Below are 22178 nucleotides of genomic sequence, written 5' to 3' on the forward strand. Positions count from 1 at the left end.
CTCTCCTTGTTCGGGTGATGCGTGGGGTGATGGCTAGGACACGGCGACCGGGGGTGAGGTGCGCGTGCGCAGGGTGGGCTTGTCGAGCTTGCCGACGGCGTTCTTGGGGAGGCTCGGGAGAGTCGTGATCTCCACGGGCAGTTTGTACTTGGCGAGCTTTTGCGCGGCGTGCGCGAGGATCTCGTCGGGTTCGAGGGGCGTGCCCTCGCTCAGTGCGACGAACAGGACGGGCACCTCGCCGAATTTCGGGTCGGGACGTCCGACGACTGCTGCCTCGGCGACGCCCGGCAGCTGGTAGACCACCGATTCGATCTCCTTGGGGTAGATGTTCTCCCCGCCGCGGATGATGATGTCCTTGGCCCGGTCCACGAGCGTGAGGTAGCCGTCCTCGTCCAGGAATCCGATGTCGCCGGTCCGGAGCCTGCCGCCGACGAGCGTCGCGGCGGTCTCGTCGGGGCGGTTCAGGTAGCCGCGCATCACGTTCGGGCCCGAGATCACCACGTCGCCCGCCTCCCCGGCCGGCAGCCGGGCGCCGTCGGCGTCCAGGACCTCGACGGTGACGCCCGGAATGGCGGGCCCGACGGTGCCGGGCTTGCGGACGCCGTCGAACGGATTGACCGTGGCGACGCACGTGCACTCAGAGAGGCCGTAGCCCTCCACCAGCGGAAAACCGAAGCGCTGCTCGACCTTCGCGAGCAGCTCGACGCTCGCCGGGGCCGCGCCGCAGACGCCGAAGCGGATCGACGAGGTGTCCGGCCGCACGTCGGCGGGGAGGTCCGCGAGCATCTGGTAGATCGTGGGCACCGCGGAGAAGTAGGTGGGCCGCGCCTGCTCGACCTGCGCGAAGAAGGTCTCCGGGCGGAACCGGCCCGCCACCGTCGTCCGGCCGCCCGCCAAGAGCGGCGAGAGGGTCCCGGCGATGATCCCGTTCGCGTGGAACAGGGGCAGGATGAGCAGGCTGTGATCCGTCGGCGTGAGGCCCAGCGCCGCCACCACGGAGTCGCACTGAGCGCTCAGGTTGGCGTGGTCGAGGCGGACGCCCTTCGGGCGGCCCGTGGTGCCCGAGGTGTAGATCAGCAGTGCGAGGTCGTCGTCGTGCGCGGCGACGACGGGGGCGGTGCGAGCCTCGCCCAGATCGCGGGTGAGAAGCGGCGGAGCGCCGAGACCGTCGCCGCGGTCGTTGTCGGTGACCAACACCGACGAGCCCGCGTCGGTCACCTGGTAGCGCACCTCGTCGGCCGTGAGCGCGGGGTTGATCGGCGTCACCGCCGCGCCGAGACGCCACGCTGCGAACAGGGTGACGATCAGATCTGCGGTGTTCGGCAGCAGCACCGCGACCACGTCGCCGGGGCCGACGCCGCGACAGGCCAGGGTACCCGAGGCGTGTGCGATGACCTGCTCGAACGTGGCGTTGTCGAGGCTTCGGAGGTCGTCCGCGACGGCGGGTGCCGACGGTGCCGTGCGGGCCCGGTGTGCGGGGAGGAGGGCGAAGTGCATCGGGGGCCTTTCGGGAATCGTGACGCGGCTGCTGATGCGAAGAAATCTAGGCGCGCGTGACCGACGTCACATCGTCCGCGCGACCCAAGGTTTCGCCCTGCTTTGTCTCCGACGAACAACGACGGGTTTCGCCGATCGCCCCGCCGGGGCGGACCGCGGTGGCTACGCTCAGGCGTCATGTCGGGTACCGAGGGCGTGTCCTCCGCCGCGTCGGCCGTGATCGTGCGGATGGAGCCCCGCGCCGCCGAGGTGACCGACGCGGTGCGGGACGTGATCCTGGCGCAGATCCCGGAGCTGCGCGGCGATGCCCAGTTGGTGCAGCTGTTGCGCGCCAGCGTCGAGGGCAACATCGCGACGATCTTCGCCGCCATCCGGCACGGCATCGACGTGGCCGGCGTGACGGCGCCGGTCGCGGCTCTCGAATACGCGCGCCGTCTCGCGCAGCACGACGTCACGCCGAACGCCCTGGTCCGCGCGTACCGCCTCGGTCAGCAGGAACTGCTGCGGCTCGTCTTCGTGGAGGTCCGCGCGGGCGGCCTCGACTCGGACACCGCTCTGGCGGTCTTCGAGGCGACCTTCACCGCCACCTCGCAGTACATCGACTGGATCTCCGAGCAGGTGGTCGAGGTGTACCGGCAGGAGCTGGACCGGTGGCGGGAGAGCCGGGAACGGATCCGCGGCGAGCAGATCCGACGGATCCTCGCCCGCACGAAGGATTCCCGCGGCGTCGACGAGCTGAGTTCGGCGCTGCGCTACCCGCTGCGTGAACACAGCCTCGCCGTCGTGATGTGGTACCCGCAGCCCGTGCTGGAGCGGGGCGAGCTCATCGGGATGGAACGGTTCCTGCACCTCGCGGCGAAGCACCTGGGCGCCGTCTCCTCGCCGTTGTTCATGGCGCACGACCGGCAGACGGCCTGGGGCTGGATCCCGCTCGCACCCACGGCGGTCGACGGTGCCGTGCCCGCCTTGCGTCGCCTGGCGGACGGGGACCGCAACGCCCCGTCGCTCGGGATCGGAGCGCCGCGCCGCGGTGTGGGCGGCTTCGTCCGGTCGCACGAGCTCGCCGAGGACGCCCGGGCGGTGGCGCTGCGCGCCGCGGGTGAGGACCGCGTGACGGTCGCGAGTGACGACACCGGCGTGGTGATCGCGGCGATGCTCGGTGGCGACCTGTCCACCGCCGACGTCTGGGTCCGCGAGGTGCTCGGACCTCTCGCCGAGCCCACCGAGTCGGACGCCCATCTGCGCCACTCTCTGCAGGTCTTCCTCGAGGCGGGGTCCAGTTTCACCGCCGCCGCGCCCGTCCTGCACCTGCACACCAACACCGTGAAGTACCGCGTGCGCAAGGCCATCGAGCGACGCGGTCGCCCGCTCGAGGACGGCAGGCTCGACGTCGAGATCGCGTTGCTCCTGTGCCGGCGGTTCCCCGCGATCCTCGAACCGAACTGGCGCTGAGGCGCATCGGTTCGTCGCGGGCGACAAAGCCGCGCCCCGGTTCGGTGCGCAGCGGACATGGTCGCGATGGCCGTCCGCGACCTACCGTGAGCCGCAGAGCAGTCCGCGCCACGGAAGGAAAGCCATGTCCGCCACCCTCATCACCGATCCGGGCCCGGGGGCCTTCGCCGACCGCACCGTCGTCATGTCCGGCGGCAGCCGGGGCATCGGCCTCGCGGTCGCGGTCGCGCTCGCCGAGCGGGGCGCGAACGTCGTGCTGTTGGCCAAGACCGACGATCCCGACCCCCGCCTGCCCGGGACGATCCACACCGCGGTCGCGGAGATCGACGCCGCGGCCGGGCGGAAGGGCGCTGCGGTCGGTGTGGTCGGCGACCTGCGTTCCGACGACAACATCGCCCGGCTCGTGAGCACCGCCGTGGAGCGGTTCGGCGGGATCGACGTGTGCGTCAACAACGCGAGCGTGCTGAGCACCATCCCGACCGCGGAGATCACCATGAATCGGTACGACCTCACGCAACAGGTGAACACGCGCGGTACCTTCGCGCTGACCAAGGCGTGCCTGCCGCACCTGGAGCGCGCCGAGGAGGGCCGTGTGGTCACGCTGTCGCCACCGCTCAACCTGTCGCCGGACTGGTTGGGACGCTACCCGGCGTACATGCTGGGCAAGTACGGGATGTCGCTGCTCACCATGGGATTCGCGGCCGAGTTCGCGGATCTCGGAATTGCGGCCAACTGCCTGTGGCCGGAGACGACGATCGCCACGGCCGCGGTGCAGAACCTGCTCGGCGGCGACGAGGCGACGGCGCACGCCCGCAGCCCGCAGATCATGGCCGACGCCGCGGCGGTGCTGCTGGCGCAGCCGCTCTCGGTAACCGGGCGGTGCTTCCTCGACGCCGAGCTGGTGCGCGGCGCGGGCGTTGCGGACCTGCGCCCGTACGGTGGCGCGGAGCCGATCGACTACGACCTGTTCGTCGATCCGCCTGCGTGAGCGCGGTCAGGGGAGGAGGCGGCGCAGGCGCTCGCGGGTGGGGGAGTCCGCGTCTGCGGAGTTGAGTACGAGCTGCTGGTCGGGTGCGCCCGCGTAGCGGAAGATCTCCCAGTCGAGGACGAGTTCGCCCACCTCGGGGTGGCTGAGGATCTTAGTGCCGAAGTCCTGCCGCGCGACGTTGCGCATCGCCCACCACTGGCCGAACTGCTGATCGGCGATCGTGAGCTCGCCGACGAGAGCGGAGAGCGCCGGATCGGCCGGGTTCGCGGCCGCCTCGCGGCGCAGGATCGCGACGCACGAACGGGCGACCGACGGCCAGTCCACGAAGAGCTCGCGCATCGCCGGGTTCGTGAAGATGAGGCGGACGTAGTTGAGCTCGCGGGGATCCATCGTGTCGAAGTCCGCGTAGACCTTGGCGGCCAGTGGGTTCCACGCCAGGATGTCGGTGCGTGGCCCGAGCACGAGCGAGGGGGTCTCGGAGAGCTGGTCGAGCAGCCGCAGGACCTGCGGTCGGACGCGCGACGGGCGGCGCCTGGTCTGTTTCGCCGGCGCCTGCGCGGCGTGGTCGAGGAGGCTGACCGCGTAGTCCGCCTGGTCCGGGTCGAGCCGGAGAGCCCGCACGAGGGCGTCGAGGACGTGCGTTGTCGGGCTCAGGCGGCCCTGCTCGATGCGCGTGTAGTAGTCGGTGCTGATCGCCGCGAGCTGCGCCACTTCCTCCCGCCGCAGCCCGGAGACGCGGCGCGTGCCGGTGTTCGCGAGGCCGACGTCGGCGGGCGCGAGGCGCCCGCGGCAGGTGCGCAGGAAGTCGCCGAGTTCCTTCAGGTGCGGTGTGGCGCTCGTGGATCCAGCCATGTCGCCAGGCTAGTCCCGGACCTGCATCGTCTGCCTGGGAAAGATTCTTCCTAGGCAGAATCCTGTCCTTCCCGGGTGCGGCGCCCCTCCCTAACGTGGCTTTCACAGCCACCACACACGAGAGGAAACGTCATGGCAGAGAACATCACCACCGTCACGGCCAAGGGGTGGGCGTGGGACATCGCCGTCGATCTCCACTTCCCGCCCGGGTTCGACGAGTCGAAGACCTACCCGACGGTCGTCTCGGCCCATCCGACCGGCAGTTGCAAGGCGCAGACCTCGGGCAACGTCTACGGCGCGGCGCTGGCGGCGGCGGGATTCGTGGTCGCGGCCTTCGACGCGTCCTTCCAGGGCGACAGCGGCGGCGATCCGCGATCGGTGGAGGATCCTGGCTTCCGAACCAGTGACTTCAGCTTCGTCATCGACCACCTGGTGACGCTGCCCTACGTCGACGCCGACAACATCGGCGTGCTGGCGATCTGTGGCGGCGCCGGGTACGCGGTGGCGGCGACGAAGATCGACCGCCGGATCAAGGCGCTGGGCACCGTCGTCGGCAGCAACGTGGGCCGGCTCATGCGGGAGGGCTTCGCCGAGTACGACCCGATCGGCATGCTCGAGGAGATCGCCGCGCAGCGCACCGCCCAGGCGCGCGGCGCCGCCGAGCAGATCAACGACCTGCTGCCTCCGTCGGTGGAGACGGCGAAGGCGGCCGGTGTCGGCGACATCGACGTTCTCGAGGCCACCGCCTACTACAAGACCGACCGCGGCCAGGCGCCCGGCGGGAAGACGAGCTTCAACTTCGCGTATCAGGGCGCGTTGGCGGACTGGGACGCCTACGACCGTGTCGAGACCCTGCTGACGCAGCCCCTGATGGTCGTGATCGGCGACCAGCCCGGCGCCTTCGCCTCGCAACGGCTGAGCATGGAGCTCTACGGCCGCGCCGCGTCGAAGGACAAGCACCTCGTCGTGGTCGACGGCGCCTCGCACTACGACCTCTACGACCGCCCCGGCCCGACCGGCGTCGCGCTCGAGAACCTCGTACCGTTCTTCCGAGCCCGCCTGGGCTGATCACGGACCGGGCTCGACCCGTTCCGCCGGTGCGTCGGCGGCCGCGATGAGGAGCTCGCAGCCGCTGCGGAGGAGTTCCTCGAGATCAGCCTCCGGCCGCCGGAGCCACTGGTCGTAGGCGGCGAGCGCGACGCCGAGAGCCATCCACGCGAGCGTCTGCGGGGTGTGGTTCTCCGGGGAGAGGCCGAGGCGGCGCGCGACGTGCTCGGCGATCACCTGCCGCCAGTCCGCGTACATGAGCATCGAATGCGCCTGCAGCGCGGGCACGGTCAGGAGTAGGTGCATCCGGCGGCGATGGTGCTCGCGCTCGGATTCGGGCACCTGGTTGAAGGCGACGATCGCGTCCCGCAGCTCGGTGCCGAGCGTGCCGGTGCCGTCCGCCTCGTCCAGGAGCCCGCGCAGCCCGTCCAGGTGATCGTCGAACTCGCCCCACGCGAGCGAGTTCTTCGACGGGTAGTAGCGGAACAGCGTGCGCCGGGCGATCCCCGCCGCGGCCGCGATGTCGTCGACGCTCGTCTCGTCGAATCCGTTCTCGATGAACAGGTCGATGGCGATGCCGCTGAGGTGGCCGCGCGTCGTCGCGGAGGGGCGCCCGCCGAGCGGTCCGCTACGTCCGCGAGGGGCCATCGTCGCTGCCTACTTTCTGCGCGTTCCCGCCGGTCGGGGACTGTTCGCGATCGTACGTCAGGACTGATTCCGCCGAATCTCTATGATTTTGCACTGAGTGCCATTACTGTGTGACGGGAACCACAACGGCAAGCCTGAGGAGGTTGGTTCACATGTCCGACAAGGAGACTGCGACGCAGGACGAGCTCGTGACGGAATCGTTGGTGGAGGAAGTATCCATCGACGGCATGTGCGGCGTGTACTGATGACGACCGCGCACGCGCCGGCTCCCGGCGGCCCTGTGGCCGCCGGGGCCGACGCCCCCACCGTGTCCTTCGACCCCGACACCGCCTGGGCGATCAACCCCCGCGTCGCGGTCCGCCCCGAGCCCTTCGGCGCGCTGCTCTACCACTTCGGCACCCGGAAGCTCTCGTTCCTCAAGAACCTCGTCGTCGTCGACGTGGTGCGGTCCCTGCACGAGCATCGAAGCGCCGCAGCCGCGCTCGACGCCGCGGGCATCGCCGCCGACGACCGCCCCCCGTACCTCAGCGCGCTCGACGCGCTCGCCCGATCCGGGATGATCGTCCCGGCCGCCGACCAGGAGTGACAGAGATGACCACCCTCGAAAGGCCCCGCCCCGCCCCCGTCGGCCGCCTCGTCGACCAGTTCGAACGCGGCCTCGAAGCCCCGATCTGCCTGACCTGGGAGCTCACCTACGCCTGCAACCTCGCGTGCGTGCACTGCCTCTCCAGCTCCGGCAAGCGCGACCCCCGCGAGCTCAGCACCGAGCAGTGCAAGGCGATCATCGACGAGTTGCAGCGCATGCAGGTATTCTACGTCAACATCGGCGGCGGCGAGCCCACCGTGCGCCCCGACTTCTGGGAGCTCGTCGACTACGCCACTGCGCACCAGGTCGGCGTGAAGTTCTCCACCAACGGCCTGCGCATCGATGAGAAGGTCGCGCAGCGCCTCGCCGCCTCCGACTACGTCGACGTGCAGATCTCGCTCGACGGTGCCACCGCCGAGGTCAACGACGCCGTGCGCGGCCCCGGCTCCTTCGCCATGGCGATCACGGCCCTCGAGCACCTCGCCGCAGCGGGCTTCCGCGACGCCAAGATCAGCGTCGTCATGACCCGGCAGAACGTCGCCCAACTCGACGATTTCAAGGCCCTCGCCGACCGCTACGGCGCCACCCTGCGCATCACCCGCCTCCGCCCGTCGGGCCGCGGCGCCGACGTCTGGGACGACCTGCACCCCCTGCCCGAGCAGCAACGCGAGCTCTACGACTGGCTCGTCGCCCACGGCGACGGCGTGCTCACCGGGGACTCGTTCTTCCACCTCTCCGCGTTCGGCGGGAACGACAGTGCCGGGGCCCTCCCCGGACTCAACCTCTGCGGCGCGGGCCGCGTCGTCTGCCTCATCGATCCGGTCGGCGACGTCTACGCCTGCCCCTTCGCGATTCACGAGAACTTCCTGGCGGGCAACGTCACCGGCGACGGCGGCTTCCAGGAGGTGTGGCAGCGCTCCGAGCTGTTCCGCTCCCTCCGCGAGCCGCAGAGCGCCGGCGCGTGCACGCAGTGCAGCTTCTTCGACTCCTGCCGCGGCGGCTGCATGGCCGCCAAGTTCTTCACCGGCCTGCCCATGGACGGGCCGGATCCGGAGTGCGTGCAGGGCTACGGCGAATCGCTGCTGGCGGGGGAGCGCACGAAACCCACCGCCAACAAGGACCACTCGCGCGGCGTGCCGCTCACGCTGATGACCCGGCCGCCGTCGCGCGACTGCGACGAGAACCCGCTCGCCGGGTTCGCCCCCACCACCGCCACCGGCTGCTCAGCCACCGGCTGCTCCTGAGAACCGAGGAACCACCACCATGTCCCGACTCTCCGCACTCGCCGAGCACAACCCCTGGCGGCGCAACCCCTGGTTCGAGTCCGTGCACGAGGCGCAGAACCGCGCGCGGAAACGCCTGCCCCGCACCGTCTACTCGTCGCTCATCGCCGGCACGCAGGGCGGCGTCACCCTCGACGACAACACCCGCGCCTTCACCGAGCTGGGCTTCGCGCCGCACGTGGTCGGCGCGAAGGCCGAGCGCAACCTCACCACCAAGGTGATGGGGCAGGAGCTCTCGTTCCCGGTGATGATCTCCCCGACGGGCGTCCAGGCCGTCGACCCCGACGGCGAGGTGGCCGTCGCCCGGGCGGCCGCCGCGCGCGGCACCGCAATGGGCCTGTCGAGCTTCGCCAGCAAGCCGGTGGAGGAGGTGACCGCGGTCAACGACAAGGTCTTCTTCCAGATCTACTGGCTCGGCAGCCGCGAGGAGATCCTCGCCCGCGCACAGCGCGCCAAGGACGCCGGCTGCACGGGCCTCATCGTGACCACCGACTGGGTCTTCAACATCGGCCGCGACTGGGGCAGCCCCGAGATCCCGGAGAAGGTGGACCTCAAGGCCCTCGCACGCCTCGCCCCCGAGATCGCCCTCAAGCCGCGGTACGCCCTCGACTGGATCCGCGACGGCCGCATCATCGTTCCCGACCTCACCACGCCCAACCTCGTGGACCGCGGCGCCACCGGCCCCACGTTCTTCGGCGCCTACGGCCAGTGGATGAACACGCCGCCGCCCACCTGGGAGGACCTGCAGTGGCTCCGTGAGCAGTGGGGCGGCGAGTTCATGGTCAAGGGCATCACCCGCCTCGACGACGCGCGCCGCGCCGTCGAGATCGGCGCCACCGCCATCTCCGTCTCCAACCACGGCGGCAACAACCTCGACGGCACGCCCGCCTCGATCCGCGCGCTCGGCCCCATCGCCGACGCCGTGGGCGCCGACCTCGACGTCCTGCTCGACGGCGGCATCCGCCGCGGCAGCGACGTGGTCAAGGCGCTCGCCCTCGGCGCGAAGGCCGTCATGATCGGCCGCGCCTACCTCTGGGGCCTCGCCGCCAACGGGCAGGCGGGCGTCGAGAACGTCCTCGACCTGCTGCGCATGGGCGTCGACTCGACCCTCATGGGCCTGGGCCGCGGCGACGTCGCCGAGCTCAGCCGGGACGACCTGATCATCCCCGAGGGCTTCGACCGCGTCCTCGGCGCGTGAGATGACCGAGCTCGCCGCGCTGACCTGGCCGGAGGTGCCTCCGGCCAGGCCGGTGCTGGTCGTGCCCGTCGGCTCCGTCGAACAGCACGGCCCGCACCTTCCCCTGGACACCGACACCCGCGTCGCCGCCGTGATCGCGCGCCGAGCCGTCGAGCGGTGCGCCACCGCGCCCGGCGCCGACGGTGCCGTCGTCCTCGCCCCGGCGCTGCCCTACGGCGCCTCCGGCGAGCACGAGGCCTTCCCGGGGACGATCTCGATCGGCACGGCCGCGCTGGAACGGGTGCTGGTGGAGGTGGGGCGCAGCGCATCCCGGTGGGCGGCGCGGATCGCCCTCGTCAACGGGCACGGCGGCAACCTCGACGCCCTGCGCGCCGCGGTGGCACTGCTCCGCTCCGAGGGCCGCGACGCCGCCTGGTTCCCGTGCGTCTTCCCGGGCGGCGACGCCCACGCGGGGGAGACCGAGACGTCCGTGCTGCTCGCCGAGGACCCGGAGGCGGTGCGCGAGGACCGGCTCGCGCCGGGGGAGACGGCACCGATCGGCGCGCTCCTCGACCGGCTTCGCGCCGAGGGCGTGGCCGCGGTCGCGCCGACCGGCGTCCTCGGCGATCCGACCACGGCCACCGCCGAGCGCGGCGCGGCGCTGCTCGACGGTGCCGTCGACCGCCTCGTGGGCGCGCTCGGCCGGTGGGCCGTCGACGACGACGGGCGGCTGCGATGACCGCGCCCGAATCCGCCGTCCTGCCGCGGGGATTCACCGTCCGGCTCGACCCGGCGTGCCTGCGGCCCGGCCCGCGACACCTGCTCGGCGGCTCCCCGATGCGACTGCTCACCCTGTCGCCGGCCGCCGTGGATCTCATCGACCGCGCCGGCACCGTCACCGTCGACGACGCCGCGACCGCGGGGCTCGCCCGGCGGCTGCTGGATTCCGGCGTCGCGGCGCCGGTCCCCGCGGCGCAGAACGGAACCGGCGACATCACCGTCGTGGTACCCGTCCGCGACGACCAGGCCGGGGTCGACCGCCTGCTGCGGGCGGTGCGCGGCCTGCCGGTCGTGGTCGTCGACGACGGCTCCGCGGTCCCGATCCGCGTGCCCGACGACCCCGCGGTGCGGCTGCTGCGCCTGCCGGAGAACCGCGGACCGGCCCACGCCCGCAACCGCGGAGCCGCGCTCGCGGACACCGGCCTCGTCGCCTTCCTCGATGCGGACACCGTGCCCCGGCCTGGCTGGGCCGACGTGCTCCGCGCGCGGTTCGCCGACCCGACGGTGGCGGTCGCCGCGCCCCGCATCGTCGGCCTCGAGGACGCGCCGTGGACGCGGCCCGTCGCGCGGTACGCGGGCCTGCATTCGAGCCTCGACCTGGGCCCGCGGCCCGGCGCCGCGCAGCCGGGGAACCCCGTGGCCTACGTGCCGTCGGCGGCGATGCTGGTGCGGCGTGGCGCCTTCGAGGCCGTCGGCGGGTTCGATCCCGACCTGCGCGTCGCCGAGGACGTCGACCTGTGCTGGCGCCTCGCCGACGCCGGATGGACGGTGCGCTACGAGCCCGCCGCGCGCGTGGGGCACGACCACCGGACCACCGCGCGAGCGCTGCTGAACCGCCGCCGCTTCTACGGCACCGGTGCGGCCGAACTGGCCCATCGGCACGGACCGCACGCCGCGCCCGTGGTCACCTCGATCCCCTCGGCGCTCGCCGCCGCGGGCGTCCTCTCCGGGACGCGCGCCGGGGCCGCCGGCGCGGTGGCGACCTACGCCTGGATGTTCGCGCGGCTGCGCGGCCGCCTGGGCCAGGTGCCCGGCGCCGACGCGGTCGCGGCCCGGATCGTCGCCCGCGCAGCCTGGTTCGGCGTGCACCAGGGCCTCGCGGCGCTGCTCCGGCACTACTGGCCGGCGACCGCGGCGGCGGCGCTGCTCTCGCGCCGCGTCCGGCGCCGAGTGGTGATCGCGGCCGCGGTGGAACCCGTCGTGACGTGGGCGGCGGCGGTGCACCGGGAACCGTCGGCGCCGCACCCGGACCCGGTGACGTGGGCCGTGCTGCACCGCCTCGACGACCTCGCGTACGGCCTCGGCGTCTGGCAGGGCGCCCTGGCGCGTCGCGACCTCGGGGCCCTGCGGCCCAGGATCACCCGCTGACATGGCGGGCGGCGCGCGGCGCACCGCGGACGCGGTCGTGGTCGGCGCGGGCAGCGCCGGCCTCGCGGTCGCGCACGCCCTGAGCCACGACCGGGACGTCGTGCTCCTGGAGGGAGGCCCCCTCGCCGCTCCCTCCGCCGCGACGCGGCGCCTCACCACCCTGCCTCTCGGCGGCGACCGCGCCCGCCGGTACGCCGAGGCCCGCGGCCGAGACGTGGTGCGGGGTAGGGGACTGGGCGGCTCGGCCGCCGTCAACGGGGGCTACTTCCTCCGCGGTCACCGGGACGACTACGCCGACTGGCCGTGGCCGCACGAGCGGATCGCCGCGACGTTCGACCGCCTGGACGGCGGAGCCGCCGGCGGCGGCACCATGCGGGTCTCGGCGTGCCGGGACGCCGAACTGGGGCCGGTGTCGGCTGGATTCGAGTCCCATTGGCGTACAAGCGGGATCGACTCGGCGCGCACCGCGCCGTGGGCGGGTGCGGGACTCCATCGCGTCCGATCCAACCGGCGGGCCGGCGCGCGCTGGACCGTGGCCGACGCCTTCCCGCCCCGCGCCGACGGCACCACCCTCCTCCGCGCCACCGCGACCGCACTGATCGAAGCCCGGGGCGCGATCGTGGGCGTGCACACGACGGCGGGACGGATCGACGCCCCCGAGATCATCCTCGCGGCGGGCACGCTGGGATCGGGCGCGCTGCTCGCGCCGTGGACGGGACCACTGACCACGCTGGAGCACCCGGAACGCGTCGTCCGCTTCGCGCCGCGCACCCCGTTGTCGCCGGTCCCGCTCCTGCAGGCCGTGCTGCACACCGACGACGGGCTCGAATTCCGCTGTTATTCGGACGACTTCGCGTCCTACATCCCGGGTGTGGAGCGACGCGGGGTGCCGATCGGGGTCGCCGACATGAGCCGGCCGACGCGGGGCGTCCTCGCGGCGAACGGGGCCCTCGACCTCGGCGAGCCCGACGAGGAGTCCAGGACGCGTCTGGCGCTCGGCGTCGACGACGTCGTGGCCATGCTGCGCTCTCCCGCGTTCGCCGATCTCGTGGAACCCGGGTCGATCGCCGTCGACCCCGTGATCGGCATGTCCTCGCACACGTGGGGCACGCTCCCCCTCGGGGAGCGCACCGATGCCGGCGGGCGGGTCGACGGGCTCGACGGCGTGCGGGTCGTCGACGGCTCGGTGCTCCCGGCGCTCCTGCGGAGCGGCCCGCACGCGAGCATCCTCGCCGCGGCGTCGCTGATCGCCGAGACGATCCGCGCCGAATGATCCGGAGCGGGGGAGCTACCGGCCGGCCGCCGCGGCCTCGAACAGCCAGGACATCACCAGCGCACCGGGATCCGGCACGCCGATGACGGCGTCGCCCAGGTAGCTGGCCCGCCCGCGCGAGGCGGTGCTGTCTGCGGTCGCAGCCACGCCCTGCGCCGCCGCGGCGGCCGCGTCCGCGAGCGAGCCCCCGGCGTCGAGCACGTCGGCGGCGGGGGAGATCGCGTCCACCACGGTCTTGTCGCCCACCCGCGCGCCGCCCAGCTCGACCACGGCGTCGAGCCCGGCCCGCACCCCGCGGCCGAAGGCGGCGCCGTCGGCTTGCAGGGCCCGCCCGAGCTCGGTGAAGAAGGTCCCGAAGACGGCGCCGGAGGTGCCGCCCGCCCGCACCAGGTAGGAGGTCGCCATGGCCTCGAGGACCTCGCCGTCGGTGCCGCGTAGCGGCAGGGGGAAGTGGGCGAGCGCGGCCTCCATGTTGGTGCCGAAGTCGCCGTCCCCGGCCTTGCGGTCCAGCTCCGTCAGCTCGTCCACCGAGCGCTGCACGCGGCCGACGAAGTCCGAGAGCCAGGCGTTCGGCTCGCCGATGTCGGCCGAGTCGTCCGGCCGGGCGTGTGCGAGCGGGTCCAGGTTCGACGGTGCCGTCGCCGCGTGCGGCCAGCCCGGGGCGGCCGTCGGCGCGTCCCACAGCGCGATGAGCTCGTCGTCCAGCGGGACCACCGTGAGCGAGGCGCCGGCCATGTCGAGCGCCGTGACGAAGCGGCCGACCAGTGAGCGTGCGACCTCGATCCCGCGCTCGGCCAGCTGCTTGACGGCCTCGGCGAAGAGCACGCCGGTCTCGAGGTCGGTGACGGCGCCGAGGTTGTTGACGACCACCAGCGCCCGGTCGCCGGAGCCGAGGCCGGTGCCCGGCAGGATCCGCGCCAGCAGGTCGGTGACGATCTCCTCGGCGGCGGTCGCGGACCGCTCGTCGCGGGCGCGCTCGCCGTGGATGCCGACGCCGAAGGCCATCTGCCCGTCGGGCAGGTCGAAGGAGGGAGCGTCGGCGCCGGGCACGTTGCACGCCGAGAACGAGACGGCCATCGACCGGGCCCGGGCCGCGGTACGGCGGCCGACCGCCGCGACGTCCGCCAGCGGCAGCCCCCGGTCCGCCGCCGCACCGCAGATCTTCTCCACCACGACGGTGGCGGCGGTGCCGCGGCGGCCGGGACCGGAGGTGTCCTCGGTGGCGACGTCGTCGTCGACCAGCACGAACTCGGTGGAGACGGCCGGGGCGTCGCCGTCGGGGGCGCCCACGAGGCGCCGGGCGACGGCGAAGTTCATCACGTCGCCGGTGTAGTTCTTCACCACGTGCACGACGCCGGCGCCCGTGTCCACGGCGCGGGTCGCCGCGGCGACCTGCACGGCGTTGGGGGAGGTGAAGATCAGGCCCGGGCAGGCGGCGTCGAGGAGGCCCGCGCCGATCAGCCCGACGTGCATCGGCTCGTGCCCGGAGCCGCCGCCCGAGACCACGGCGACGCCGGAGGAGCGGGGCGTGCGGCGGGCGACGAAACCCGCGTCGTGCCAGGCCGCGTCGGGGTGCGCGGCGAGGACGCCCCGCAGCCCGTCGGTGAAGAGGGAACCTGCGGAGTTCTCGAAGCGCGCGCGATGAGTCACGACTTCACGTTAGCGAGGGATGTGCAACTCCGCGTGGCCTTCCCGGATGACCGTGAACGCCGAGGTGGGGAACTTGGCGAAGGTGAAGGTGGGGTCGAGGATCTGCGCCGCCTCGGCGAGCCCGGGGTCGTGGCCCACGACCAGCACCGTCGCCGCGTCGCCCCGCTCCGCCTCGACGATCTTCAGGATCTCCGTGCCCGTCGCGCCGTACAGCGCGGGGAGGTGCCGGACGGGCGCGTCGACGGCGGCCTGCGCCAGCGTCGCCTGCGCGCGCTCGGCCGTCGAGCAAAGCACCAGGTCCACGTCGTGACCGAAGCGGCGGATCGCCTTCCCGGCGAGCCCGGCCTGCCGGACGCCGCGCGGCGCCAGCGGGCGATCGTGATCCTTGACCTTGTCGGGGTACGCGGACTTTCCGTGCCGCAGCAGGATCAGGGTGTCCATATCGGACATCCTACGGGGTGAACCAGGCCAGCATCCGGCCCGAACCGGGCGCCGCCGGACCGTCGTCGAGCTCCAGCAGCACGACGGTGCCGGGCGCGAAGCCGGGGAGCTCGGCGCCCGGATCGAGTTGCGCCGCCGCCTCCGGCAGGCCGGGGAAGTGCGCCACCACCAGCAGCACGTCGACGTCGCCCGGCACGCCGTTGATCTCGTCCAGAACACGGCGGCCGGGGCACTCGTAGAGCTCCTCGGTCGCCGTCATCGGGCAGCGCAGCTCCATCGCGTGGAAGGTCTCGACGGTGCGTCGCGCCGACGAGACGAGCGCGTGCCCCGGCGCGAGCCCCTGCTCGGCGAGCCAGGCCGCGGACCGTCGGGCCTGATCCCGGCCGTTCGCGCTGATCGGGCGGGCCTCGTCGGGGATCGACATGCCCGACTCGCCGTGTCGCATGAGCGCCAGCACCGTCATGCCCCGATCTTGCCCTGCCGGGAATGCGTACATTGGTGACATGGCAGGAAAAGAGCTCGATCCCGCGCGCAAGAAGGCCGCGCTGGACGTCGTGAAGCAGCACCCGGGGATGGTCGCCGCCATGGCCGCCCCCGCGCTGGTGGTCGTCGCGGTCGGCTGGTTCATCGGTGGCGCGGGCCTCGGCCTGCTGCTGCTGGTGGCGTTCGGCGTGCTCGGCGCCGTCGGACTGTCGCGGCTGCTCCGCGCGCGGTAGCCGTGCGGGTCGACGCCTGGTTGTGGGCGGTGCGGCTGACCAAGACCCGGTCGGCCGCCGCGACGGCGTGCCGCGGCGGGCACGTGCGGGTGAACGGAGCCACCGTCAAGCCCGCCCAGCACATCGTGGTGGGTGACGAGGTGCGGCTGCGCCTGGCAGGCCGGGAGCGGATCGTCGAGGTCGCCACGCTCATCCCGAAGCGGGTCGGCGCCCCGATCGCCGCCACCTGTTACATCGACAACAGCCCGCCGCCCCCGCCGCGGGAGATCGTGCTGTCCATGCCGCAGCGCGACCGCGGCGCGGGGCGCCCGACCAAACGCGAGCGACGCGAGACCGACCGGCTGCTGGGGCGCGAATGACCGCCCCGATGCAGGCGCGTGTGCGTCGCGCCGAGCCCGGCGAGGCCGCGGCGGTGGCAGCGCTCGCGGCGCGGACCTTCCCGCTGGCCTGCCCGCCGACGCTGCCGCGCGAGCACATCGCGGCGTTCGTGGCGACGCAGCTCAGCGAGGCCGAGTTCGACCGGCACCTGGCCGATCCCGCGCACCGGGTGCTCGTCGTCGACGGGCCGGGCGGCCCCGTCGGATACGCCCTGGTGCTGCACGGCGCGCACGACGAGGGGCCGGAGGCGCTGCGCGGCGCACCGTCGGCCTACCTGTCCAAGCTCTACGTGGACCCCGACCACCACGGCGGCGGCGTCGCCCGCGCCCTGCTCGACGCGGTCCGCGCCGACGCCGCGGGGCTGCCGGTGTGGCTGGGCGTGAACGCCGACAACGCCCGCGCCAAGCGGTTCTACGCCAAATCGGGCTTCGTGACCGCGGGGGTGCGGGAGTTCACCGTCGGCGGCACGACCTTCGTCGACGACGTGCTCGTCCTCGACGACAGCGGGGCGTAGAGGCGGGTGAACTCGTCGCGGCCGCGCAGCTCCAGCTCGTCCGTGAACCGCCAGTGCTGCGACTCGGCCTCCCGGGCCCCCATGATCGCGGGCTCCGACGCCACCGGCAGCGAGGTGTCGCGCTTGGCGACCTCGGACAGGCGCGCGGACTCGTTGACCGGGTCGCCGATCACGGTGTACTCGTAGCGCTCGATCGCGCCGACGTTGCCCGCGACGACCACGCCGTAGGAGACGCCGATCCCGGCCCGCAGGTCGGGCACCGCGGCGGGCAGACGGTCCGCGATCAGCCGCGAGGCCCGCAGGGCGCCGCCCGCCGGGTCCGGGTGCGGCAGGGGCGCGCCGAAGACCGCGAGCACCGCGTCGCCCTCGAACTTGTTGACCAGGCCGTCGTTCTCCTCGACGGCCGTCACGATGACCTCGAAGAACCGGTTGAGCAGCTCGACCACCTCGGTCGCCGGCCGCTGGCGCGCGAGCGTCGTGGAGCCGACGACGTCGACGAAGAGCACGCCCACCACCTGCTCGGAGCCGCCGAGCTGCACGCCGAGGCCCAGCGCCGACTCGGCGACGTCGCGGCCCACGTGCCGGCCGAACAGGTCGCGCAGGCGCTCCCGCTCGGCGAGCCCGGAGGTCATCTCGTTGAACCCGGCCTGCAGCTCGCCCATGTCGGAGCCGTCGAAGATCCGGACGGCCACGTCGGTCTCGCCGTCGCGCACCCGGCGGATCGCGCCGCCCAGCACGCGCAGGGGAGCGATCAGGGCGTCGACGTTGAGCAGGGAGATGAGGGGCCCGGTCAGGAGCGCGATCGCGGCCAGGGCGGCGACGGCGACGAAGATGTCGAGCTTGGTGGTGTCGTCGCGGAAGGTGCCGAACAGCACCACGAGGAAGATGCCCAGGATCGGGACGCCGGAGCCGATGGCCCAGGCCGTCGCGGCCCGCATCCGCAGCCTGCCCTTGCGGGGCGCGCGATAGCCGGCCTCCAGCGCCTGCGCGGCCGCGGGCCGGAGCGCGAACTCCGTGATCTGGTACGAGATCGCGCAGACCACCACGCCGGACAGGCCCGTGACCAGCGCGATCTTCGGGATCAGATCGGGGTTGATGGTGCCGTAGCCGACGGTCATCACGACGGTGCCGACGCCCCACAGGAGCGCCTGCAGGGCGGTCAGGCGCCAGGGCCCGACGATCGCCGCCTTCGCCTGCGCGGCGTTCGGCTCCTCCCGGCGGATCGACCAGCGCAGGGACCGGACGAGGCGGACGGTGCCGATCGTCGCGCCGAGCACGAAGGCGATCGCGATGTACAGCGGGACCACCAGGTAGTTCATCCACCAGGCGTCCCACGGGATCGACGGTTCGGGGATGCCGACCGTGGCCAGCGCGATCGCCAGGCCGACGCCGATGAGGTTGGCGACGATCACGCCGATCGTGATGACCAGCTGCACCCGCACGCGGGTCAGGCGCGAGCTGTCGTCGGCGGACCCCAGGAGGATCGACCCGTAGTCGGCGCGGAGCCGAGGCAGCTTCATGCTGCTAAGTTACCGGGTAATCACCGCCAGACGGGGGCGCGTTTCTCCGGGAACGCCGTCATCCCCTCCTGCGCGTCCGGGATCATCGCGTTGGTCGCCATCACCTCGGACATGGCCGCGTAGGCGTCCGGCTCGGTGCGGTCGATCTGGTCGTAGAAGGCGCGCTTGCCGATCGCGAGCGTTTCGCCGCTCGATGCGGCGATGCGCTGCGCGAGGTCCGCGACGGTCGCCTCGAGCTGGTCGGCGGGGACGGCGGCGTTGATCAGGCCCCACTCGACGGCGGTCTCGGCGTTGATCATCTCGCCCGTGAGCAGCATCTGCATCGCGCGCTTGCGGCCGACGGCGCGGGAGAGCGGGATCATCGGCGTCGAGCAGAACAGCCCGATCTTCACGCCCGGCGTCGAGAACCGCGCGTCGGAGGCGGCGATCGCCAGATCGCACGTCGCGACGAGCTGGCACCCGGCGGCCAGCGCCATGCCCTGCACCTGGGCGATCACGGGCTGCCGCGCGCGGTGCACCGCGGCCATCAGGTCGGTGCAGGCGGCGAAGATCTCCCGCTCCTCGTCGAGGGTGCGGCCCACCATCTCGCTCAGGTCGTGCCCGGCCGAGAACGCCGGCCCCTCGGCGCGGATCACGATGACCCGCACCGCGGGGTCGGCGTCGAAGCCGTCGAGCGCGGTGGTGGCCGCCCGCATCGTGGCGAGCGAGAGGGGGTTGCGCCGGCCGGCGGCGCCGAGGGTGAGGACCCCCAGGTCGTCGGCGATGTGCGTGCGTACCGGTGCGAGCTCCGTCATACCTCGACGGTAACCACTACACCTCGCCGTCCGCGAGGAGTCGGTCGAGCTTGGCGTAGCCGTCGTTGACGCCCTTCTCCATGCCGCTGGCGAGCATGCCGTCGCGGCTCTCGAAGCTGTCGAGCAGCGAGACCGAGTGCATCCGCGTGCGGCCGTCGCCGAGGTCCTCGAAGGTCATGGTCTCGAGCGACACCGCGTCGGGCCACTCGTCGAAGGTGAAGGTCTGCACGATCCGGTCCTCTCGAACGTCGTGGAAGCTGCCGTGGAACGAGTAGCGCTCGTCGCCGCGGGTGTTGTTGTACGCCCAGCTGCCGCCGGTGCGCGCGTCCCAGTGCACGATCTCGGTGGCGATGTCCGACGGTCCCACCCAGCGCGCGTAGAGCTCGGGGTCGGTGTGCGCGCGGTGCAGCTGCGCCGGGGTCGCCCGGAAGTCGCGGGTGATGGTGATGCTGGGGAGGGTGGCGGAGGCCTCGATGGCGGCCTCGGCGTTGACGTTGGTCATGATGCTGCTCCTTCTTCGGTGGGGTTGGGGTTCTCTTGTGCGTTCATTTCGGCCAGCACCGCGTCGAGGCGCTGGTAGCGCTGTTCGGCGCGGCGTCGGTACCGCTCGATCCACCCGTTCATGAGGTCGAAGACCTCGGCTTCCAGGTGGGCGGGCCGCGCCTGGGCGCGGCGGGTCCTACTGATCAGGCCGGCGTTCTCGAGCACGGTGAGGTGCTTCGAGACGGCCTGGATGCTCACGTCGTAGCGCTCCGCGATCTCCGTGAGCGTGGCGTCGCCGTCCGAGAGGCGGGCGACGATGTCGCGGCGCGTGGGGTCCGCGAGTGCCGCGAACGCCTTGGACAGGTCGTCGGTGTCGTCGTTCGTGGTGCACCTCCTTCGTGTTCAACCAATCTGTTGAATAAGACGGTACGCCCTTGCGCCGGGGTGTTCAACCCCTGAGTTGAAAAAGGTTCGACATGGCCGTCCGTGGCGCGCCCGACCCGTGCCGGTGCTAAGAACGACGCATGCGATCAGCCGTCCGCACCGCGTCCCGCGTCCTCCTCGTGCTGCTCGCGATGGTCGTCGTCGCGGCGCCACTGCCCGCGCAGGCCGACCCGGTTCCGCCGGCGGGCGGTGTCCTGCGGGTGGGCACCGAGGGGGTCTACCAGGTGTACAGCTACCACGACGACGCCGGGAAGCTCACCGGCTACGACGTGGAGATGATCACCGCCATCGCCGAGAAGATCGGGCGGCGAGTGGAATTCGTCGAGACCCCGTGGGACTCGATGATGGCGGGCCTGGAGGCCGGCCGCTTCGACCTGGTCGCCAACCAGGTCGCCGCGAGCCCCGAGCGGGCGGCGAAGTACGACCTGTCGGACACGTACCTGCAGACCGGCGGATCGATCCTGGTGCGCAAGGGCGACACCTCGGTGCGCTCGCTCGCCGACATTCGCGGGAAGACGGCCGCGCAGAGCATCACCAGCAGCTGGTCCGGCGTCGCCGAGAAGGCGGGCGCGAGGATCGAGGCGGTCAACAGCTTCACCGACGCCGTCAACGTGCTGGCCCAGGGCCGGGTCGACGTCGTCGTCAACGACACGGGCGTCGTCCGCAACTACCTGACGGTGAACCCCGGCGCACCCGTCGAGATCGCCGCGGAGACGCCGGACAAGGCCGACTCGGTGTTCGCGGCCCGCAAGAACTCCGGACTCATCGCCGAGATCAATCGCGGCCTGGCCGACATCCGCGCGGATGGCACGGCGCAACGCATCTCCGACCGGTTCTTCGGCGCGGGAGCGCAGGAACAGCACGGCTCCAGCACGTGGGACATGGTGCGGCGCAACCTGGTCCCGATGCTCGAGGCCACGGTGACCAAGACGATCCCGCTCACGGCGATCAGCTTCGCGATCGGGCTCGCGATCGCGCTGGGCGTCGCGCTGGCGCGGATGTCGAAGCGGCGCGCGGTCAGCGGGCCCGCCCGTGCCTACATCTCGATCATCCGCGGCACGCCGCTGCTGGTGCAGTTGGTGATCATCTTCTACGGACTGCCGTTGGCGGGTGTGGTCTTCGACCCGTTCCTCGCGGCGATCATCGCCTTCTCGCTCAACGTCGGCGGCTACGCGGCGGAGATCATCCGTGCGGCGATCGGGGCGGTGCCGCGCGGGCAGTGGGAGGCCGCCACCACGATCGGCATGGACTACCGCACGTCCTTGCGCCGGATCATCCTGCCGCAGGCGGCGCGCACGGCGACCCCGCCCCTCGCCAACACCCTGGTCTCCCTCGTCAAGGACACGTCGCTGGCATCCGCGATCCTCGTCACCGAGCTGTTCCGCCAGGCCCAGATCGCAGCGGCGCCCACCTACGACTTCTTCATCATGTACGTCGTGGCCGCCTGCTACTACTGGGTGATCTGCCAGGCGCTGAGCCTGGTGCAGTCCCGGCTCGAGGATCGATTCGAAAGGTACGTGGCGCGATGACCGACCTGATCTCGGTGCACGGCCTCACCAAGTCCTTCGGCGACGTGGAGGTGTTGCGCGGCATCGACTTCGCCGTCCCGGAGGGCTCCGTCACCGTCATCATCGGGCCATCCGGGTCCGGCAAGACGACGGTGCTCCGTTCGCTCAACGCGCTCGAACTCCCGGACGGGGGCACCGTCACCGTCGGCGATGCGACGGTGGACTTCGGCGCGGCGACGCCCGGGAAGGCGGAGCTGGCACGGTACCGCGCGCAGAGCGCGATGGTCTTCCAGTCGCACAACCTGTTCCCGCACTTCACCGCCCTGCGGAACGTGACCGAGGGGCCGATCGTCGTGCAGAAGCGCCCCGCCGCCGAGGTCGAGCCGGAGGCCCGCGATCTGCTGGCGCGCGTCGGCCTCAAGGACCACGCGGACAAGTACCCGCACCAGCTCTCGGGCGGGCAGCAGCAGCGCGTCGGGATCGCGCGGGCCCTGGCGCTACGGCCGCGGGTCGTGCTGTTCGACGAGCCGACGTCGGCGCTCGACCCCGAGCTCGTCGGCGACGTCCTCACCGTGATGCGCGACCTCGCGACCGAGGGCCGCACGATGGTGGTCGTGACGCACGAGATGTCGTTCGCCCGCGAGGTCGCCGACCAGGTGCTGTTCATCGACCGCGGCACCGTGCTGGAGGCGGGGCGCCCCGCCGACGTGATCGGCGCGCCCCAGCACGCGCGCACGCGGGAGTTCCTCGACCGCATCCTGCGCCCGCTGTAGGGCCGC

General features: G+C 72.5%; 24 protein-coding genes and 1 pseudogene. 15 read left to right on the forward strand and 10 right to left on the reverse strand.

Features of this window, described 5'->3' with window-relative positions; all coding sequences use genetic code 11:
* Positions 1-33: 33 nt before the first annotated feature.
* Complete coding sequence (locus BLW32_RS05045; RefSeq protein ID WP_068740854.1) at positions 34-1497, reverse strand: class I adenylate-forming enzyme family protein; 1464 nt, start codon at positions 1495-1497, stop codon at positions 34-36.
* Positions 1498-1674: 177 nt separating this feature from the next.
* Between BLW32_RS05045 and BLW32_RS05050 the strand changes: the two genes are divergently transcribed.
* The gene (locus BLW32_RS05050) at positions 1675-2949 is read left to right on the forward strand and encodes a PucR family transcriptional regulator (protein WP_068524010.1); all 1275 of its coding nucleotides are present in this window, start codon (positions 1675-1677) and stop codon (positions 2947-2949) included.
* 124 nt (positions 2950-3073) lie between these two features.
* Entirely contained in the window at positions 3074-3937 is an 864-nt protein-coding gene (locus BLW32_RS05055; protein WP_068740855.1) for an SDR family oxidoreductase, read from the forward strand.
* A gap of 6 nt (positions 3938-3943) precedes the next feature.
* Here the strand turns inward: BLW32_RS05055 and BLW32_RS05060 are convergent, their stop codons facing one another.
* Positions 3944-4789: a helix-turn-helix domain-containing protein gene (locus BLW32_RS05060; RefSeq protein WP_068740856.1), complete on the reverse strand. Its 846-nt coding sequence runs from the start codon at positions 4787-4789 to the stop codon at positions 3944-3946.
* A gap of 132 nt (positions 4790-4921) precedes the next feature.
* On the opposite strand from BLW32_RS05060, the gene BLW32_RS05065 reads away from it, so the two are divergent.
* Positions 4922-5857, forward strand: a complete 936-nt coding sequence (locus tag BLW32_RS05065) for an alpha/beta hydrolase (protein WP_068524014.1) — start codon at positions 4922-4924, stop codon at positions 5855-5857.
* Here BLW32_RS05065 and mftR read toward each other — a convergent pair whose 3' ends face one another.
* Positions 5858-6484, reverse strand: a complete 627-nt coding sequence (gene mftR / locus BLW32_RS05070; protein ID WP_068740857.1) for a mycofactocin system transcriptional regulator MftR — start codon at positions 6482-6484, stop codon at positions 5858-5860.
* Positions 6485-6636: 152 nt separating this feature from the next.
* Here mftR and mftA point away from each other — a divergent pair, with 152 nt between their 5' ends.
* The 7 genes from mftA to mftG are packed head-to-tail and all read left to right on the forward strand — an operon-like array spanning position 6637 to position 12951.
* A complete protein-coding gene (gene mftA / locus BLW32_RS05075; protein WP_114515824.1) occupies positions 6637-6729 on the forward strand; it encodes a mycofactocin precursor MftA in 93 nt (30 codons plus the stop codon).
* Entirely contained in the window at positions 6729-7070 is a 342-nt protein-coding gene (mftB, locus tag BLW32_RS05080; protein ID WP_068524019.1) for a mycofactocin biosynthesis chaperone MftB, read from the forward strand. The genes mftA and mftB overlap by 1 nt, the downstream gene beginning before the upstream one ends.
* Positions 7071-7075: 5 nt before the next feature.
* Positions 7076-8314, forward strand: coding sequence for a mycofactocin radical SAM maturase (gene mftC, locus BLW32_RS05085; RefSeq protein ID WP_068740858.1), 1239 nt, complete (start codon positions 7076-7078; stop codon positions 8312-8314).
* 19 nt (positions 8315-8333) lie between these two features.
* The gene (mftD, locus tag BLW32_RS05090; RefSeq protein WP_068740859.1) at positions 8334-9551 is read left to right on the forward strand and encodes a pre-mycofactocin synthase MftD; all 1218 of its coding nucleotides are present in this window, start codon (positions 8334-8336) and stop codon (positions 9549-9551) included.
* A 1-nt stretch (position 9552) separates the two neighbouring features.
* Positions 9553-10269: a mycofactocin biosynthesis peptidyl-dipeptidase MftE gene (mftE, locus tag BLW32_RS05095; RefSeq protein WP_068740860.1), complete on the forward strand. Its 717-nt coding sequence runs from the start codon at positions 9553-9555 to the stop codon at positions 10267-10269.
* The gene (gene mftF / locus BLW32_RS05100; RefSeq protein ID WP_068740861.1) at positions 10266-11678 is read left to right on the forward strand and encodes a mycofactocin biosynthesis glycosyltransferase MftF; all 1413 of its coding nucleotides are present in this window, start codon (positions 10266-10268) and stop codon (positions 11676-11678) included. The genes mftE and mftF overlap by 4 nt, the downstream gene beginning before the upstream one ends.
* A gap of 1 nt (position 11679) precedes the next feature.
* Positions 11680-12951 carry a mycofactocin system GMC family oxidoreductase MftG gene (gene mftG / locus BLW32_RS05105; RefSeq protein WP_068740862.1) on the forward strand — a complete coding sequence of 424 codons (1272 nt, stop codon included), beginning with the start codon at positions 11680-11682 and terminating at the stop codon, positions 12949-12951.
* A 15-nt stretch (positions 12952-12966) separates the two neighbouring features.
* Here the strand turns inward: mftG and BLW32_RS05110 are convergent, their stop codons facing one another.
* Genes BLW32_RS05110 through BLW32_RS05120 form a run of 3 tightly spaced genes read right to left on the reverse strand, consistent with a single transcriptional unit; the run spans position 12967 to position 15505 of the window.
* The gene (locus tag BLW32_RS05110; protein WP_068740863.1) at positions 12967-14601 is read right to left on the reverse strand and encodes a dihydroxyacetone kinase family protein; all 1635 of its coding nucleotides are present in this window, start codon (positions 14599-14601) and stop codon (positions 12967-12969) included.
* A gap of 9 nt (positions 14602-14610) precedes the next feature.
* Positions 14611-15042, reverse strand: coding sequence for a SixA phosphatase family protein (locus tag BLW32_RS05115; protein ID WP_068740864.1), 432 nt, complete (start codon positions 15040-15042; stop codon positions 14611-14613).
* A gap of 10 nt (positions 15043-15052) precedes the next feature.
* Positions 15053-15505 (reverse strand): SixA phosphatase family protein, encoded by a 453-nt coding sequence (locus BLW32_RS05120; protein WP_068524035.1) that lies wholly within the window; start codon positions 15503-15505, stop codon positions 15053-15055.
* 40 nt (positions 15506-15545) lie between these two features.
* Between BLW32_RS05120 and BLW32_RS05125 the strand changes: the two genes are divergently transcribed.
* From BLW32_RS05125 to BLW32_RS05135, 3 genes and pseudogenes are all read left to right on the forward strand, one after another.
* The gene (locus BLW32_RS05125; protein WP_068524038.1) at positions 15546-15758 is read left to right on the forward strand and encodes a hypothetical protein; all 213 of its coding nucleotides are present in this window, start codon (positions 15546-15548) and stop codon (positions 15756-15758) included.
* A gap of 2 nt (positions 15759-15760) precedes the next feature.
* Positions 15761-16102 (forward strand): annotated as a pseudogene (locus BLW32_RS05130) (RNA-binding S4 domain-containing protein); the annotation flags it as partial.
* Positions 16103-16113: 11 nt separating this feature from the next.
* Positions 16114-16650, forward strand: coding sequence for a GNAT family N-acetyltransferase (locus BLW32_RS05135; protein ID WP_068740866.1), 537 nt, complete (start codon positions 16114-16116; stop codon positions 16648-16650).
* On the opposite strand, the gene BLW32_RS05140 is transcribed toward BLW32_RS05135, so the two are convergent.
* Genes BLW32_RS05140 through BLW32_RS05155 form a run of 4 tightly spaced genes read right to left on the reverse strand, consistent with a single transcriptional unit; the run spans position 16548 to position 19810 of the window.
* Positions 16548-18170: an adenylate/guanylate cyclase domain-containing protein gene (locus BLW32_RS05140; RefSeq protein WP_068740867.1), complete on the reverse strand. Its 1623-nt coding sequence runs from the start codon at positions 18168-18170 to the stop codon at positions 16548-16550. The genes BLW32_RS05135 and BLW32_RS05140 overlap by 103 nt on opposite strands.
* 20 nt (positions 18171-18190) lie before the next feature.
* Positions 18191-18964 (reverse strand): enoyl-CoA hydratase, encoded by a 774-nt coding sequence (locus BLW32_RS05145; RefSeq protein WP_068740868.1) that lies wholly within the window; start codon positions 18962-18964, stop codon positions 18191-18193.
* 16 nt (positions 18965-18980) lie between these two features.
* Positions 18981-19466: an SRPBCC family protein gene (locus BLW32_RS05150; protein WP_068524048.1), complete on the reverse strand. Its 486-nt coding sequence runs from the start codon at positions 19464-19466 to the stop codon at positions 18981-18983.
* Positions 19463-19810, reverse strand: a complete 348-nt coding sequence (locus BLW32_RS05155) for an ArsR/SmtB family transcription factor (protein WP_068740869.1) — start codon at positions 19808-19810, stop codon at positions 19463-19465. The genes BLW32_RS05150 and BLW32_RS05155 overlap by 4 nt, the downstream gene beginning before the upstream one ends.
* 161 nt (positions 19811-19971) lie before the next feature.
* Here BLW32_RS05155 and BLW32_RS05160 point away from each other — a divergent pair, with 161 nt between their 5' ends.
* Both BLW32_RS05160 and BLW32_RS05165 read left to right on the forward strand, forming a co-directional pair.
* Entirely contained in the window at positions 19972-21420 is a 1449-nt protein-coding gene (locus BLW32_RS05160; RefSeq protein WP_074850364.1) for an ABC transporter substrate-binding protein/permease, read from the forward strand.
* On the forward strand, positions 21417-22172 hold the full coding sequence (locus BLW32_RS05165) for an amino acid ABC transporter ATP-binding protein (RefSeq protein WP_068740870.1): 756 nt from the start codon (positions 21417-21419) through the stop codon (positions 22170-22172). Before BLW32_RS05160 ends, BLW32_RS05165 begins: the two co-directional genes overlap by 4 nt.
* The last annotated feature ends 6 nt before the right edge of the window (positions 22173-22178 follow it).

This window comes from Tsukamurella tyrosinosolvens (genome assembly GCF_900104775.1).
GTDB classification, from domain to species: domain Bacteria; phylum Actinomycetota; class Actinomycetes; order Mycobacteriales; family Mycobacteriaceae; genus Tsukamurella; species Tsukamurella tyrosinosolvens.